This is a genomic window from Streptomyces sp. NPDC048196, assembly GCF_040652715.1.
GTDB classification, from domain to species: domain Bacteria; phylum Actinomycetota; class Actinomycetes; order Streptomycetales; family Streptomycetaceae; genus Streptomyces; species Streptomyces siderophoricus.
This window is the reverse complement of record NZ_JBEZMM010000001.1, coordinates 471128-485309: the sequence shown is the minus strand read 5'-3', so window position 1 is coordinate 485309 and position 14182 is coordinate 471128. Positions and strand designations below refer to the sequence as shown.

At 72.4% G+C, this 14182-nt stretch carries 11 protein-coding genes and 1 pseudogene; 5 read left to right on the top strand and 7 right to left on the bottom strand.

Annotation, left to right across the window (positions count from 1 at the left end; translation table 11 throughout):
- Nucleotides 1-358: 358 nt before the first annotated feature.
- Nucleotides 359-1243 carry a sigma-70 family RNA polymerase sigma factor gene (locus AB0E02_RS02310; protein ID WP_362135036.1) on the top strand — a complete coding sequence of 295 codons (885 nt, stop codon included), beginning with the start codon at nt 359-361 and terminating at the stop codon, nt 1241-1243.
- Between the two features lie 69 nt (nt 1244-1312).
- Here the strand turns inward: AB0E02_RS02310 and AB0E02_RS02305 are convergent, their stop codons facing one another.
- Nucleotides 1313-2347, bottom strand: coding sequence for an alcohol dehydrogenase catalytic domain-containing protein (locus tag AB0E02_RS02305; RefSeq protein ID WP_362135033.1), 1035 nt, complete (start codon nt 2345-2347; stop codon nt 1313-1315).
- Between the two features lie 104 nt (nt 2348-2451).
- Complete coding sequence (locus AB0E02_RS02300) at nt 2452-2865, bottom strand: cupin domain-containing protein (protein ID WP_362135031.1); 414 nt, start codon at nt 2863-2865, stop codon at nt 2452-2454.
- 216 nt (nt 2866-3081) lie between these two features.
- Here AB0E02_RS02300 and AB0E02_RS02295 point away from each other — a divergent pair, with 216 nt between their 5' ends.
- Entirely contained in the window at nt 3082-3978 is an 897-nt protein-coding gene (locus AB0E02_RS02295; RefSeq protein WP_362135029.1) for a helix-turn-helix transcriptional regulator, read from the top strand.
- A 14-nt stretch (nt 3979-3992) separates the two neighbouring features.
- On the opposite strand, the gene AB0E02_RS02290 is transcribed toward AB0E02_RS02295, so the two are convergent.
- Entirely contained in the window at nt 3993-5936 is a 1944-nt protein-coding gene (locus AB0E02_RS02290) for a YhgE/Pip domain-containing protein (RefSeq protein WP_362135027.1), read from the bottom strand.
- Nucleotides 5933-6631, bottom strand: a complete 699-nt coding sequence (locus AB0E02_RS02285) for an ATP-binding cassette domain-containing protein (RefSeq protein WP_362135025.1) — start codon at nt 6629-6631, stop codon at nt 5933-5935. The genes AB0E02_RS02290 and AB0E02_RS02285 overlap by 4 nt, the downstream gene beginning before the upstream one ends.
- A 224-nt stretch (nt 6632-6855) precedes the next feature.
- Here AB0E02_RS02285 and AB0E02_RS02280 point away from each other — a divergent pair, with 224 nt between their 5' ends.
- Nucleotides 6856-7533, top strand: coding sequence for an alpha/beta fold hydrolase (locus tag AB0E02_RS02280; RefSeq protein WP_362135023.1), 678 nt, complete (start codon nt 6856-6858; stop codon nt 7531-7533).
- 45 nt (nt 7534-7578) lie between these two features.
- On the opposite strand, the gene AB0E02_RS02275 is transcribed toward AB0E02_RS02280, so the two are convergent.
- Nucleotides 7579-8943, bottom strand: a complete 1365-nt coding sequence (locus AB0E02_RS02275; RefSeq protein ID WP_362135021.1) for an alkaline phosphatase — start codon at nt 8941-8943, stop codon at nt 7579-7581.
- Between the two features lie 289 nt (nt 8944-9232).
- Between AB0E02_RS02275 and AB0E02_RS02270 the strand changes: the two genes are divergently transcribed.
- Entirely contained in the window at nt 9233-9997 is a 765-nt protein-coding gene (locus tag AB0E02_RS02270; protein ID WP_362135019.1) for a glucose 1-dehydrogenase, read from the top strand.
- Nucleotides 9994-10908 carry an alpha/beta hydrolase gene (locus tag AB0E02_RS02265; RefSeq protein ID WP_362135017.1) on the top strand — a complete coding sequence of 305 codons (915 nt, stop codon included), beginning with the start codon at nt 9994-9996 and terminating at the stop codon, nt 10906-10908. Before AB0E02_RS02270 ends, AB0E02_RS02265 begins: the two co-directional genes overlap by 4 nt.
- An 88-nt stretch (nt 10909-10996) precedes the next feature.
- Here AB0E02_RS02265 and AB0E02_RS02260 read toward each other — a convergent pair whose 3' ends face one another.
- Nucleotides 10997-12577, bottom strand: a complete 1581-nt coding sequence (locus AB0E02_RS02260; protein WP_362135555.1) for an NAD(P)/FAD-dependent oxidoreductase — start codon at nt 12575-12577, stop codon at nt 10997-10999.
- Nucleotides 12578-12664: 87 nt separating this feature from the next.
- Nucleotides 12665-14182 (bottom strand): annotated as a pseudogene (locus AB0E02_RS02255) (FadD3 family acyl-CoA ligase); the annotation flags it as partial.

Here is a 14182-nt window from a genome sequence, read left to right as displayed (position 1 = left end):
GCGGCCGCCCGCTCCCGGAACGCGCGCTGGCGGCAGGCGTCGGAGCAGTACCGCGCCGGCCGGCCTCCTCGCTGCCTGCCGTCCGCCCCGGGCCGCGAGCGCCCCGGAAGCCGCACCCCACATGCCTCACACGCCCACGACTTCGCCACACCTGCATCCTGCCCAACGGATCCCGGGCCGGCCACCGACCACCCGGCCACCCCGACGCCCGACGATGTCCGGGCGGCATGCGCCTCGGAACCGGCGCGGGGTGCGTCAGCCGGGCACTGCTGCTGATCACGGCATTCTTCTGAGGCTTACCTGGTGATCCGTTAGCGTCTTCACCGGACCGACGGATCCGGACACGGGGGTATGACAGGTGAGCGACATCTCTTCTCTGGCCGACCGCTTCGAGGCGGAGCGGCCGGGGCTGCGCGCGGTGGCCTACCGGATGCTGGGATCGCTCGCCGAGGCGGAGGACGCCGTCCAGGAGGCCTGGTTCAAGCTCAGCCGCACCGACGTGGGCGAGGTGCGGAACCTCGGGGCCTGGCTCACCACGGTCGTCGGGCGGATATGCCTGGACATGCTGCGCTCGCGTACCTCGCGCCGCGAGGATCCGCTGCCCGAGCAGGACGGATCGGTCCGGCTGCCCGACCCGGTGGTCACCGCGCCGGCCCGCGTCGATCCCGAGCAGGAGATCCTGATCGCGGACTCGGTGGGCATCGCGCTCATGATCGTGCTGGCGACCCTCTCCCCGGCCGAGCGGCTCGCCTTCGTCCTGCACGACATGTTCGACGTGCCCTTCGACGACATCGCCCCCGTCCTCGGCCGGACCACGGTCTCCACCCGCCAGCTCGCCAGCCGCGCCCGCCGCCGCGTTCAGGGCGCCGCCCCGGCGGCGGACACGGACCTCGCCCGCAAGCGCGACGTCGTCAACGCGTTCCTGACCGCCTCCCGCGGTGGCGACTTCGAAGCGCTCCTCGCCGTCCTCGATCCCGAGGTGGTCGCGCGCTCCGACGGCGGCACGCTCGTCCCGAGCATCCTGCGGCGCGGGGCGGCCGATGTGGCGTCCCAGGCGATCGCCTTCGCCCGCTTCGCGGCGGACGCGCGTCTGGTGCTGGTCAACGGCACACCGGGCGTTGTCTCCTTCGCCGAGGGGCGGCCGTTGTCCGTCATGTCGTTCACCATCCGGGACGGCCGCATCACCGGCCTCGACATCCTCACCGACCCTGACCGTCTGCCCACGCTCGGCCTGACCGCCTGACCGCCTGACCGCCTTGCCTCCCCTCTTCCTGGCCGCCCGGCCTCCTGCCGGTGTCTGGGCCCGTGGGGGTCAGGGGGTGATGAGGACCTTGAGGGCCTCGCGCTGGTCCATGGCCCGGTAGGCGTCCGGCACCTGCTCAAGGGTGAGGGTGCGGTCGAAGACGCGGCCGGGTTCGACGCTGCCGTCCAGGACGGCGGGCAGAAGCTCGTCGATGTAGGCGCGCACGGGGGCGGGTCCGCCGGTGAGGGTGACGTTGGGGCCGAAGAGGCTGGTGAAGCCGACCGGGGCCGCCTCGTACTGGGGCACGCCGACCCGGCTGATCACGCCGCCGGGACGCACGGCGCCGACGGCCATGTCGTAGGCGGGCATATGGCCGACGGCCTCCAGGACCGCGCGGGTGCCGTGGCCGCCGGTCAGGTCACGCACCTTGGCGATGCCCTCCTCGCCGCGCTCGGCGACGACGTCGGTGGCGCCGAACGCGATGCCGAGGTCGGTGCGCGCCTGGTGCCGGCCCATGAGGATGATGCGTTCGGCGCCGAGCTGCTTGGCGGACAGCACCGCGAGCAGACCGACCGCGCCGTCACCGATGACGGTGACGCTGTCACCGGGCTTCACCCGGGCCTGCTTGGCGGCGTGGTGACCGGTGCCGTACACATCGGCCAGGGTCAGCAGCGAGGGCAGCAGCTTCTCGTCGACGTCCCCCGGCAGCTTGACCAGGGTGCCCTGGGCCTGGGGGGCGCGGACGGCCTCGGCCTGGGCGCCGCCGACACCGGCGGCGAAGAAGCCGCCCTGGAGGCAGGAGGTGTGCAGGCCCTCGCGGCAGAACTCGCAGGTGTTGTCGGCGAAGGCGAACGGGGAGACCACCAGGTCGCCGCGGCTGAGTCCGCTGACCTCGGAGCCGGTCTCCTCGACGACGCCGAGGAACTCATGGCCCATGGGTACGGGTCCGTCGGCGGCGGCCAGGGAGTGGTAGGGGTGCAGGTCGCTGCCGCACACGCAGGTGCGGACGATCCGCACGAGGGCGTCCGTGGGCTGCTCGATGGTGGGGTCCGGGGCGTCCTGGACACGGATGTCACCGGCTTTGTACAGGAATGCTGCCCGCATGGGACTTCGCTCTTTCTGCTCGTCGAGGGGTGCAGTGCACCGGTGCGGTACGCAGTCGGTGGGAGAGGCACGGTGCACGAGGTGGGGTGGCGGCCGGCGGGTCGTCACCGGCCGAGGGTGGCCAGGGCTGCGGCGTACTGCTCGTCGGTGACCTGCTCCAGCCAGCTGGTGCCGTCACCGCTTCCGTCACCGACGACCATGGCGAGGTGGGCCATGAGGGTGGTGTCGGTGGCACCGTGCCAGTGCTCCTCGCCGGCCGGGCACGTCACGGTCTCGCCGGCGCGCACGCGCACGACGTTGCCGTCACGGGTGCCGACCAGGCCGACCCCGTCGGTGATGTGCAGGACCTGGCCCAGGGCGTGGGAGTGCCAGTGGGTGCGGGCGCTGGGGGTGAAACGCACCAGCGCCGCAGCCAGCCGGGCCGGCTCGGCGGGCGTCGCGATCGGGTGGAGAAAGACATCGCCGGTGAAGCGCTCGGCCGGGGCCTTCACGGTGGGGGTGTCGGTGACGTGTTCCACGACTGGATTCCTTGATCGAACTGGTCCGGCGGTGCGCTGCCGGAGCGACAGCGCTGCTGGTCAGGGGCCGCGCTCGTCGGCGCATCCCGGTCCGTTCCGGGAGCGTCAGCCGCCGCTGTCGAGGAAACCGCAGGTCAAGCTGGTGGAGAAGGGTCTGCCGGTACAGGTACTGACAGAACCCCCCACATGTGTGCCGCCCCGCCTAGCCTGGGATGCGTGAGTACGGAGAGCGACATCCGCGAGTTCCTGGCGTCCCGCCGTGCCAAGATCACCCCGCAGCAGGCCGGGCTGCCCGCGTACGGCGGCAACCGGCGGGTGCCGGGGCTGCGCCGGGAGGAAGTCGCCCTGCTCGCCGGGGTCAGCATCGACTACTACGTCCGCCTCGAACGTGGCCACCTCTCCGGCGCCTCCGAGGAGGTCCTCGACGCCCTCGCGAACGCCCTCCAGCTCGACGACGCCGAACGCGCGCACCTCTACGACCTGGCCCGCGCCGCCGCCAAACGCCCCGCCCGCCGCACCCCACGCGCCCGCGGCCCGCTCCCGGACAGCGTCCTGCGCGTCCTGCGCTCCATGACCGACTGCCCCGCCTTCATCCGCAACGGCCGCCTGGACGTCCTCGCCACCAACGCCCTCGGCCGCGCCCTGTACGCCCCGCTGTTCCCCGACCCCGCCGCCCGGACCGTCAATATCGCCCGCGCCCAGTTCCTCAGCCCGGGCGGCCGTGACTTCTTCCCCCACTGGGAGGAGTCGGTGAACACCACCGTCGCCCTGCTGCGCACCGAAGCCGGGCGCGCCCCGAACGACACCGACCTGACCGGACTCATCGGCGAACTCGTCACCCGCAGCGAAGAATTCCGCACCGCCTGGGCCAAGCACAACGTGCGCCTGCACCACACCGGCCGCAAGTCGTTCCGTCACCCCGCCGTCGGCGTCCTCACCCTCGACTTCGACGCCATGGAACTGCCCGCCCAACCCGGTCTGACCCTCACCGCCTACAGCGCCGCCCCCGGCACGCCCGACCACGACGCCTTGCAACTCCTCGCCGCCTGGGCCGCCACCGAAGCCGACCGGCCCACCGGCCAACCTGCTTCCCCCCACCAGCAGCACCGCTGAGGGTCGCCTGCCCTCTACAGAGAGACGTCGGGATGGAGGCGCCCGACCGTCCAGACCCGTTGCCGTCGTACGGCGAGGGCGGTCACGGCGAGGGAACCGGCGGTGCAGGCGAGGAGGACCGCGAAGTCCCGGAGCAGATTGCCGGTGAGGCCGCCCGAGACGGTCACGCGCAGGCCGTCGACGAGGTAGGTCATCGGGAGCATCGGGTTCAGCACCTGGAAGAAGGCCGGTTCGGTGGGCAGCGGGTAGAGGCCGCCCGAGGCGGTGAGCTGCAGGATGAGCAGGACCAGCGACAGGACGTCACCGGGCACCCCGAACACGGTGCGCAGGCAGTGGTCGACGGCCACGAACGCCCCCGCCGCGGTGACCAGGAGCGCGAGCGTCCAGAAGCCGTGGAGCGGGTTCAGTCCGAGGGTCAGGTCGACGACGCCGTAGAGCACCAGGGCTCCCACGGCGCCGAGCAGTGCGGCCGGCAGCCATCCCGCGACGGCGGTGGTGAAGGCGCTGACCCGGCCGGCCAGGGCCCGGGTGTTGAGGGGGCGTATCAGCAGGTAGGCGAAGAGGCCGAACACCCAGAGGGCGATGCCGAAGAAGAACGGTGCGAGCCCTCGTCCGTAGACCCCGGCCGGGTGCAGGTTCGTCCGGTCGATGTGCACGGGCGTGCCCAGCACTTCGGCGGCGTGGGCGACCTGGTCGGGGCTGGTGCGGGGGATCTTGTGCAGTCCGTCGTCCACGGTGCGGGAGACTTCCGAGGCGCCGCCGTGCGCCTGCTCGGCGGCGGTGTGCAGGGCACCGGAGCCCTTTTCCAGGGTGGCGAGCCCCTCGACGAGGCCGTGTGCGCCGTCGGCCGCGCGGTGCGAACCGGTGTCGACGAGGCGGAGCGGGGTGTGCAGGGCCAGCACGTCGCGCCGGAGGGAGCCGACATCGTCCTGGAGGCGTTCGGCGTCGTGGAGGGCCCGGCGGGCGTTGTTCTCCGCGGCGGCGGCCCGTCCGTCGAGGGCGGTGGCGGTCGAGTCCAGACTGCGGGCGTGGCTCAGGGCCGTGCGGTAGACGGGGTCGTCGCGAAGTTCTGGGTGGTTGTCGGCGAGATCGGTGAGGTCGGCCACGGCCCGGGAGGTGCCTTTGCGGGTGGCGGTGGTGGCGGTGTGCACGGCGTCCAGGCCGTCGGTGGTCAGCCGGGCGGTGGTGACAAGGGCGGAGGCGGCGCCGGGAAGCCGGTCGGCGGCGGCCTGGTCCAGACGGCCCGTAAGGTCGTCGATCTGTCCGGTGGCCCGGGCGATCTGCTGGGCCCCTGAGGCGACGTCGGCGGCCCCGTCGTGCAGGGTGGCGGTGGCCGAGGTGATCGTGGACGTGCCCTGCTGGGCCACGCGGGTGGCCCCCACCAGCCGGTGCGCGCCGTCGGAGGCGGTGGTCAACTTGCCGCGTACGTCCGAGAGTTCGCCGTAGATGCTGCGCACATAGGCGGCATGGGTGGCGGAGTTGATCTGGTCCTGCAACTTGGTCTGTACCACTTCGGTCATGATGCCGGCGATGTAGTTGTTGGCATCGTTGAGTTCGATCCGGATGCCGGCCTGTTGGGGGCGGGTGTCGGCGCCGGTGGCGATCTTGCGGCTGAAGTCGGACGGGATGTCGATGGTGAAGAAGTAGCGGCCGTGCTCCAGCCCGTCCCGCGCCTCGTCCTGGCCGACGAAGTGCCAGTCGAAGGTGCCGGACGCCTTGAGCTGTTTCACCAGCTGATCACCGGCGTCCACCCGGCGGCCCTGCTTGGCGTGGGCCAGGTGGTCGTGGTTGACGACGGCCACCGGCATCCGGTCGGTCTTGCCGTACGGGTCCCAGTTCGCCCAGAGGTACATGGCCCCGTACAGCAGCGGCACCAGGCACAGCAGTAACGGGACCAGACGGCGAACCGGGCCGCGGAAACGCCGGAGTTCCAGCAGTGCCAGCTTGACGGCTTTCATGCGTCGGTGTCCTCTCGCGTGGCGGCCGTCCGGGCCGGGAGGCGGTCGCGGCTGCGCCGCGGAAGGGACAGCGCGACGAGGCCGGGGGTGGGCGGCGGGGTGCGAAGGCACCCGGCCAGTACGGTGTGCCCGGGGCCGGCGTTCCTGACCTGGTCCAGCGCCTGCCACACGCGGCCGTGCGCCTCGGGCGGCAGGCCGTCGTCGACATCGTCGACCACGAGGGCGCCGGGACGCTCGGCGAGGGCCAGCGCGGTCGCCAGCAGCAGCGCGTCGACCGGGTCGAGGTCCTCCACCAGCTCGGTCCCGCGTGGGCCGATGCCTACGGTCTCGAACGCCTCGCGGATGCGCCGCTCGGTCACCCCTGCGCCGGTGAGGCGCCGCTCGGCCATCACCTCCTGCACCCGCAGCCGCCCTTCGAGAGCGACGGCGGGCGCCGCCCGGGCGACGGCAACGGCCGCGCGCACCCGCCGGCCCTCCGCGGGCAGCACGTACCCGCCGACCCGGACGGCCCCGCCGGACAACCGCATCCGCCCGGCCAGGGCGAGCAGCAGCGACGTACGCCCGCTACCTGCCGGTCCGTGCACGGCCAGCAGCCCGCCCGCCGGCACATCCAGATCCACACCCTCGAACACCGGCCCTCTCGGACCGTGCACACTCGCCCCACGGGCGATCACGTCCACTCCAGCCCCTGTCATGCAGCAAGTCCTAGCCGCGAGTGGCCAACGCACCCCTGTGACACGGCAGTTGTGACGATGTTCACGTCGGCCCGGGCGACGCCACCGCCCGGGCCCCGAAGGGCGTCTCGGAATGGCCTTACGGGATGGCGTTACGCTGTGCGGCGTAGTTGGCGGGGCCGGCCACCGGGGCGGGCGCCTTCCCCGGTCATCCCCTCGTCCCACAACGCAAAGGATCACGACCGATGATCACCGGCAGCGACGCTGCGGATGACGGCAGTCCGCGACGGGATCCCGCGCGCCGGCGGCTCGTCATCCACCGCGGCCCCACCGCGCCGCGGTCCGCCGTGCTGTTCCTCCACGGTGGTCAGGCCGACAGCACCGACCCGCTGCCGCTGCTGAATCTCCCCGCCCTGCGCATGCGGCCCTTCCTGGGGGCCGTCGCGCGGGCGGCGGAGGGGAAGGACATCCTGCTCGCGTCCGTGCGCTACCGCTGTCGCGGCTGGAACGGCGAGGCTGCCGACGCCGCCCGTGACGCCGGTCAGGCACTCGACGAGCTGGTGGCGCACTGCCCCGGCGTGCCGATCGTTCTCGTCGGTCATTCCATGGGCGGGCGGGCAGCGCTGCACGCCGGTGGTCATCCGGCGGTCCGCGGCGTCGTCGCGCTGGCGCCCTGGTGCCCGCCCGGGGAGCCGGTGTCCCATCTGCGGGGGAAGCTTCTCGCGCTGCTCCACGATGCCCGCGACCGGATCACCGACTACCAGGGCTCCCGCGACTTCAGCGAACGTGCGCGCCAGGCAGGCGCGCAGGCTCAATTCCTCACCATGGCCCGGGGCCGGCACACCATGCTGCGGGATGCCGGGCGGTGGCACCGCACCACCGCCCGTCTCACCCATGCCATGCTCGCCGCCCACCGGCCGTGAGCCCCTGGGCGGGCTGTTGCGGTCGGCCGGTGCGGGTTGCTGCGGTCAGCGCAGGCGCAGGGCCTCGCGGATGGTCGTGAACAGGTCGGTCTGGTTGGTGACGCCGAGGACGCGGTAGGCCTGCGGGCCCTGGGCGGCGATGCGGACCTGGGTGCCGGTGTGTTCCTGGGACCGGCCCGGGGTGTTGGTCGAGTAGTTGACCTTCAGCTGCTGGCCCTCGTCGGTGACGAGAGTGGCGGACATACCGGGCGGAGTGGCCTCCAACGGCACGATCTGGCTGGTGTGGCCGTGGTCGGCGGTGGTCACCACGAGGGTGTCGGGGTGCGCGGCCGCGTAGGCGCGGGCCACCTTGACGGCACGGTCGAACGCGGCGGTCTCGCCGATCTGACCGCACGGGTCGGCCGCGTGGTCCTGCTTGTCGATCGAGGCACCCTCGATCTGCAGGAAGAAGCCCTGCCGGGAGTGGCGCTGCTTCTGCTTGGCCGCCAGCAGCTGAATGGCCTTGGTCGCGGAGTCGGCGAGACTCGGGGTGGCGGCCGGGCGGTTGGGGTTGGACGTCACGCACCGCTGGGGGTCCGTGCCGCCGACCGCCGCCGGCTTGCCGGTCCATTCGGTGGGAACGTTGCCGGAGGCGAACAGGCCCAGCACCGGCTTGTCTGCCTTGACGTTCTTCAGGCCGGCGTTGTCGGTGACGACCTGGTAGCCGAGCTTCTGGGCCTGCTCGGTGACGGTGAGCCCCTTGTAGGCGCCGTCGGTGACCTTCTGGTCGAAGCGCTGCTTGCCGCCGCCGAGGAGCACGTCGGCCCGGTGGTTGACCGACTGCTCGGCGATGGAACCCGGACCGCCCCGGGCGATCGTGTCGGACGGGCACTTGGCCATGTCGGCGGGGCCCTGGCAGGAGCGGTCGGTGGCGTGCGAGGCGAGCACGGCCGGGGTGGCGTCGGTGAGTTCGGCGGTGGTGACGCTGCCGGTGGCGTAGCCGTTCTTCTGCGCCAGTTCCAGCAGGGTCGGGACGGCCTTGTCGGTGCCGGGCGTCTTGGAGATACGGCCGTTGACCGTCTTCACGCCGGTCGCCCAACCGCTGCCGCTGGCGGCGGAGTCGGTGACGTAGTCCGGAGTGCCGTCCGCGTGCACGGCGTACGTGGTGTACGCGCCGGTCAGCGGGAACTTGTCCATGTTCAGGCGGCCGTTCGCGCCGACCGTGTAGTCGCGGGCGAGGGTGATCTCGGAGTCGCCCATGCCGTCACCGATCAGCAGGATGACGTTCTTGGCCTTCCCGCTCTTGATGGCGTTCCGGGCCTGCTCCTCGGGGCCGGACGCACCGGCCGTGGTGGTGACGACCACGGCGGCAGCGGTGGCGGCGGCAAGGGCGGTGGCGAGGGTGACGTGACGGCGACCGGGTCTGTGCATGGAAGCAGCAACTCCTTGAGGCGTCCGACGAGCGGATGCGGTGTCAACGGGCGGAGTCAGATCACCAGTCCAGGGTGAATCGAGTGTGACGTTCCGGAGCTGCCGTGGTTGCCAGGTCATGACGTGAGCCGGTGCCCGGGCCTGCCGGCAGGGCCCGACGGGGCGGGGAGATCCCACTCAGCGGGAACGGACGGTGCCGCCGAAGGGCCTGGTAGGGGCAGGCTCGGGGCGCCCCGTGTCGGCGGGACACGGGGCTTCTTCCGAGCGTCCGTAACCAGGAGGACCGCTGATGTCCGTCGATCTGACAGGGAAGGTCGCGCTCGTCACCGGCGCGGCACGCGGCATGGGCGAGGCCGAGGCACGGCTGTTCGTCGCTCTCGGGGCGCGGGTCGTCCTGACCGACCTGCGGGAGGACGAGGGCGAGGCGGCGGCCGCGTCCCTCGGCTCCGCCGCCCGTTTCGTACGGCATGACGTGACCGACGAGACGTCCTGGGAGGCTGCCGTGGCCGCCGCCGTGGACGGCTTCGGCCGGCTCGACGTGCTCGTCAACAACGCGGCGATCTACACCACTTCGCCCATCGTCGAGGAGGACCCGGCCCGCCTGGAGGCGCTGCTGCGGGTCAATCTGATCGGGCCCTTCCTCGGTATCCGCGCCGCCGCGGGGGTGATGGGAGCCGGTGGTGGCGGGTCGATCGTCAACATCTCCTCGCAGGCCGGTCTGCAGGGCATGTGGGGGCACGGCGGGTACGGCGCCGCGAAGTGGGGGCTGCGCGGCCTGACCAGGACGGCGGCGCTGGAGCTGGGCGCGGACGGCATCCGCGTCAACTCCGTCCACCCGGGGGCCATCGCCACGGCGATGACCGCTCACCTGGGCACCAAGGACCATCCGGGCGCTCCGCTCGGGCGGGTGGGTGAGCCCGAGGAGGTCGCCCGGCTCGTTGCGTTCCTCGCCTCCGACGACGCGTCGTACCTGTCCGGTGCCGAACTCGCGGTGGACGGCGGGGCGTCGGCGGGCCGGATGCCGGTCTTCCCCCACGAGGGGGCGGGCTCATGACCCGGCCCGGTCCCGAGGTGCGGGCGGTGATCGAGCTGGCCACCGCCCATTTCCCGCCGTTGGGGACGGAGATGACGGACATCGGCGAGGTGCGGGCCTTCTTCGCCGCCCGTCCACGGCCGGCCGAGCGCCCGCTCGCCGTTGCCCACGTGTCGGACGAGGACGCGGACGGCGTGCCGGTGCGCGTCTACCACGGCGGTTCCCCTGAGGGCGCCCCCGTGGTCCTGTTCTGCCACGGTGGCGGCTTCGTCCTGTGCGACCTCGACAGCCACGACGGCTTCTGCCGGGCGCTCGCGGACGCCACGGGCGCGGTCGTGGTCTCCGTGGACTACCGCCGCGCCCCCGAGCACCCCTTCCCCGCCGCCCCGGAGGACGCGTACACGGCGCTGCTGTGGGCGGCGACGAGGTACCCGGGCCGCCGGATCGCCGTCGCGGGGGACAGCGCGGGGGCCAACCTCGCCACCGTCCTCACCCTGCTCTCCCGTGACCGGGGCGGCCCTCCGATCGCCTTCCAGGCGCTCTACTATCCGATGCTCGACCCCACCCGCTCGCGGCCCTCGCACCGCGAGAACGGCCAGGGCTACTTCCTCACCTCCGACCATCTGCGCTGGTACTGGGAGGCGTATCTGCCGGAGCCGGCATACGCGGCCGACCCCCGTGCCGCTCCCCTGGCCTGCGCCGACCTGTCCGGGCTCCCGCCGGCGTATGTCGTCACCGCCGGTCTCGACCCCCTGCGGGACGAGGGCCTGGCGTACGCGGAGGCTCTCACCGTGGCCGGGGTGCCCGTGGAGGCCCACCACTATGCCGGGATGTTCCACGGCTTCCTGTCCATGGCCGGCGCTCTGTCGGAGGCGGCCGTGGCCCGCGAGCGCGCATTCGCCGCCCTGGGCACGGCACTTGAGGTGGACTGACCGCGCGGACGTCGGGTGCAGAGGGACGCGGCCCCGGCCCGCACCGACTGTGGTGGGGGCCGGGGCGCGCCGCCGCATCAGGGACCGGTCAGCCCTTGATCAGGTCGAACCCCTGGTACCCGGTGGCCGCCACGTCCGCGATGATCTCCCCGTACGCCCCGAGCCCGCCGATGAACGGCATGAACACCCGTGGCTTTCCCGGGATGTTGGCGCCCAGGTACCAGGAGTTCGCCGAGGGGTACAGGGTGGCGGCCGCCCGGTCGCGGCATTCCGTGACCCACTGCTCGACGGCCTCCCCGCGCGCCTCGATCGCGCGGTAGCCGTGGGTGTCGAGGTGGCGCAGGCAGTCGGCGAGCCAGTCACCGTGCTGTTCGGCACACAGGACCACGTTGGCCAGCACGGACGGGCTGCCGGGCCCGGTGAGGTTGAACAGGTTCGGGAAGCCGTCGACCGCCAGGCCCAGGTAGGTGCGGGGGCCCTCTCCCCAGACGTCCTTCAGCCTCCGGCCGCCGCGGCCGCGTACGTCGATCCGGTCGACCGCGCCGGTCATCGCGTCGAAGCCGGTCGCGAAGACGATCGCGTCCAGCTCCACCACGGTGCCGTCCGCCAGCGCGATCCCGGCGCCCTCGATCCGTTCGATCGGGTTCTCACGCAGGCTGACCAGGTGGACGTCGTCGCGGTTGAACGTCCCGTAGTAGTCCGAGTCGGTGACGATCCGCTTGGTGCCGATCGGGTGGTCGGTGGGGACCAGCAGGTCGGCGACCTCCGGGTCGTCGATGAGGGCACGGACCTTCTCCTCCCAGAACGCGCGGGCCGCCTCGTTGGCCCGGAGGTCGGAGAGTTGGTCGGGGAACGTCTTCGCATACAGGACGCCCCCCAGTTCCCAGCGCTTCTCGAACGCCGCCCGCCGCTCTTCCTCGGAGACCTCGAACGCCCTGGACGGGTGTGCCGTGTGCGGTGAGCCGCCACCGCTGAGCCGGGACAGCCGCCGCCGCTCGGGGTAGCCGGCCTTCTGCTGGCTGCGCGCCTCGTCGTCCAGGGACTCGTTGCCGGCCGGGATGCTGTAGTTGGCGCTGCGCTGGAAGACGGTCAGCTGCGCGGCCTGCTCGGCGATCAGCGGGATCGACTGGATGCCGGAGGAGCCGGTGCCTATGACGCCGACGCGCAGCCCGGTGAAGTCCACGCCGTCGTGGGGCCATTGACCGGTGTGGTACGTGGCGCCGGTGAACTCGCCGGCTCCTGGAATGTCCGGCAGGTGGGTGCTGGAGAGGCAGCCGACGGCGAACAGGCAGAACCGGGCCGAGACCACCTGGCCGCGGTCGGTGCGCACCGTCCAGCGCAGGCTCTCCTCGTCCAGCTCGGCCGAGGTCACCGAGGTGGCGAAGGTGTAACTGCGCCGGAGGTCGAAGCGGTCGGCGACATGGCGCAGGTAGTCCATGATCTCGGGCTGGGTGGCGTACTTCTCGCTCCAGTCCCACTCCTGTTGGAGGTCCTCGTCGAAGGAGTACGAGTAGTCGACGGACTCCACGTCGCAGCGGGCTCCCGGATAGCGGTTCCAGTACCAGACGCCGCCCACGTCGCCGCCGCGCTCGAAGCCGCGCACGCGGTAGCCGAGACCGCGCAGCTTGTGCACGGCGTACAGGCCGGTGACGCCCGCTCCGACGACCACGACGTCGACGGATTCGGTGCTGCGGTTGCTGTCGTTCACGTTCGTGCCCTCCTCATCCAGTGGCCGTCCGGCGGAGCGGACCAGCCGTCGCAGAGCGTCCTTGTCGACCTTGCCCGCCGCGTTGTGCGGGAGTTCGGTCATCCGGTGGAAGGCGCGCGGGACCTTGAAGTTGGCGAGGCGCTCACGCGTGTAGGCGGTCAGTTCCGCCGCGTCGATCCGGGCTCCGGCCGCCGGCACGCAGTACGCGGCGCCGACCTCCCCGAGCCGCCCGTCCGGCGTGCCCACGACCGCCGCGTCCGCGACGGCCGGATGGCCGCGCAGCACCTGCTCCACCTCCGCCGGGTACACGTTGAACCCGCCCACCACGAACATGTCCTTGAGCCGGTCGGTGATCCGCAGGAAGCCGCGCTCGTCCAGCACGCCGACGTCCCCGGTGTGCAGCCAGCCGTCCGCGTCGACGGCCTCGGCGGTGGCCTCGGGGTCGTCGAGGTAGCCGGGCATCACGTGGTGGCCGCGGGTGAGGATCTCGCCGGGTTCCCCGGGCGGTGCGTCGATGCGCAGCTCGGTGCCCGCAAGAGCGGTCCCGCAGGTACGGGCCAGGGTTTCCGGGGACTCGTGCGGTGGGCAGATCGTCACCACGCCCGTCGCCTCGGTCAGCCCGTACGCCGTGCTGACGTTCCGGGCGCCGAGCAACTCCCTTATCTGCTCGATGAGTTCGGTGGGAATGTTGGCCGCGCCGGTGACCGCCGTGCGCATCGAGGTCAGGTCGTAGGTCTCGCGCCCGGGGTGGCGGACGAGGGAGGTGAAGACCGTGGGGGCGCCGGTCAGGACGGAGATCCGCTCGTGCTGTATCCGGTGGAGGACCGTTCCCGCGTCGAAGACCTGCTCCGGGACGATCGTGGCCCCGTGCAGCAGGCAGGCGATGATGCCGGCCTTGTAGCCGAAGGTGTGGAAGAACGGGTTCACCAGGAGGTAGCGGTCGCCTCGGCGGAGGGTGACCGCGCGGGCCCAGGCGTCGTAGACCCGGAGGTTCTGCGCGTGGGTGGCGGGGGCGCCCTTGGGGCGGCCCGTGGTGCCGGAGGTGAAGAGGATGTCGGCGGTGTCGGTCGGGCGGACGGAGTGAGTGCGGGCGAGCCGCTCCTGTGCGGTCACCCGCTCCGCGCCTGACAGGAACCGTGACCAGTCCGGGGAGTGCAGGGCCACCGTCCGTTCCAGCAGGGGGAGTTGCTCGCCCGAGTCCGCGAGCAACGCCCGGTAGTCGGTGCCCAGGAAGTCGTGCTCGGTGAAGAGCAGACGGGTGCGGGAGCGGCGCAGGATGTCTGCGGCCTCGGCCGCCTTGTAGCGGGTGTTCACCGGCACCAGCACCCCGCCCGCCGCCACCGCGCCCAGCGCGGCCACCACCCAGCGGGCACTGTTGGGCGCCCACACGGCGACCGCGTCGCCGGGGCGCACCCCCTGCGCGATCACTGCACGTGCCGTCCGGGCCACCCGGTCGCGCAGCTCGGCGAACGTCCAGCGGGCCTCGCCGAAGACGAGGGCCTCCTCGTCCCCGTACCGCTCAGCGGCCCAGTCCGCGAGCCGGGCGATCGTCTGTGCGTCGCTCAT

Coding starts and splice junctions, on each gene's coding strand:
- AB0E02_RS02305 (WP_362135033.1), bottom strand. CDS start 2,347: ATGCGGGCAGCATTCCTGTACAAAGCCGGTGACATCCGTGTCCAGGAC.
- AB0E02_RS02290 (WP_362135027.1), bottom strand. CDS start 5,936: ATGAAAGCCGTCAAGCTGGCACTGCTGGAACTCCGGCGTTTCCGCGGC.
- AB0E02_RS02285 (WP_362135025.1), bottom strand. CDS start 6,631: ATGACAGGGGCTGGAGTGGACGTGATCGCCCGTGGGGCGAGTGTGCAC.
- AB0E02_RS02280 (WP_362135023.1), top strand. CDS start 6,856: ATGATCACCGGCAGCGACGCTGCGGATGACGGCAGTCCGCGACGGGAT.
- AB0E02_RS02275 (WP_362135021.1), bottom strand. CDS start 8,943: ATGCACAGACCCGGTCGCCGTCACGTCACCCTCGCCACCGCCCTTGCC.
- AB0E02_RS02270 (WP_362135019.1), top strand. CDS start 9,233: ATGTCCGTCGATCTGACAGGGAAGGTCGCGCTCGTCACCGGCGCGGCA.
- AB0E02_RS02265 (WP_362135017.1), top strand. CDS start 9,994: ATGACCCGGCCCGGTCCCGAGGTGCGGGCGGTGATCGAGCTGGCCACC.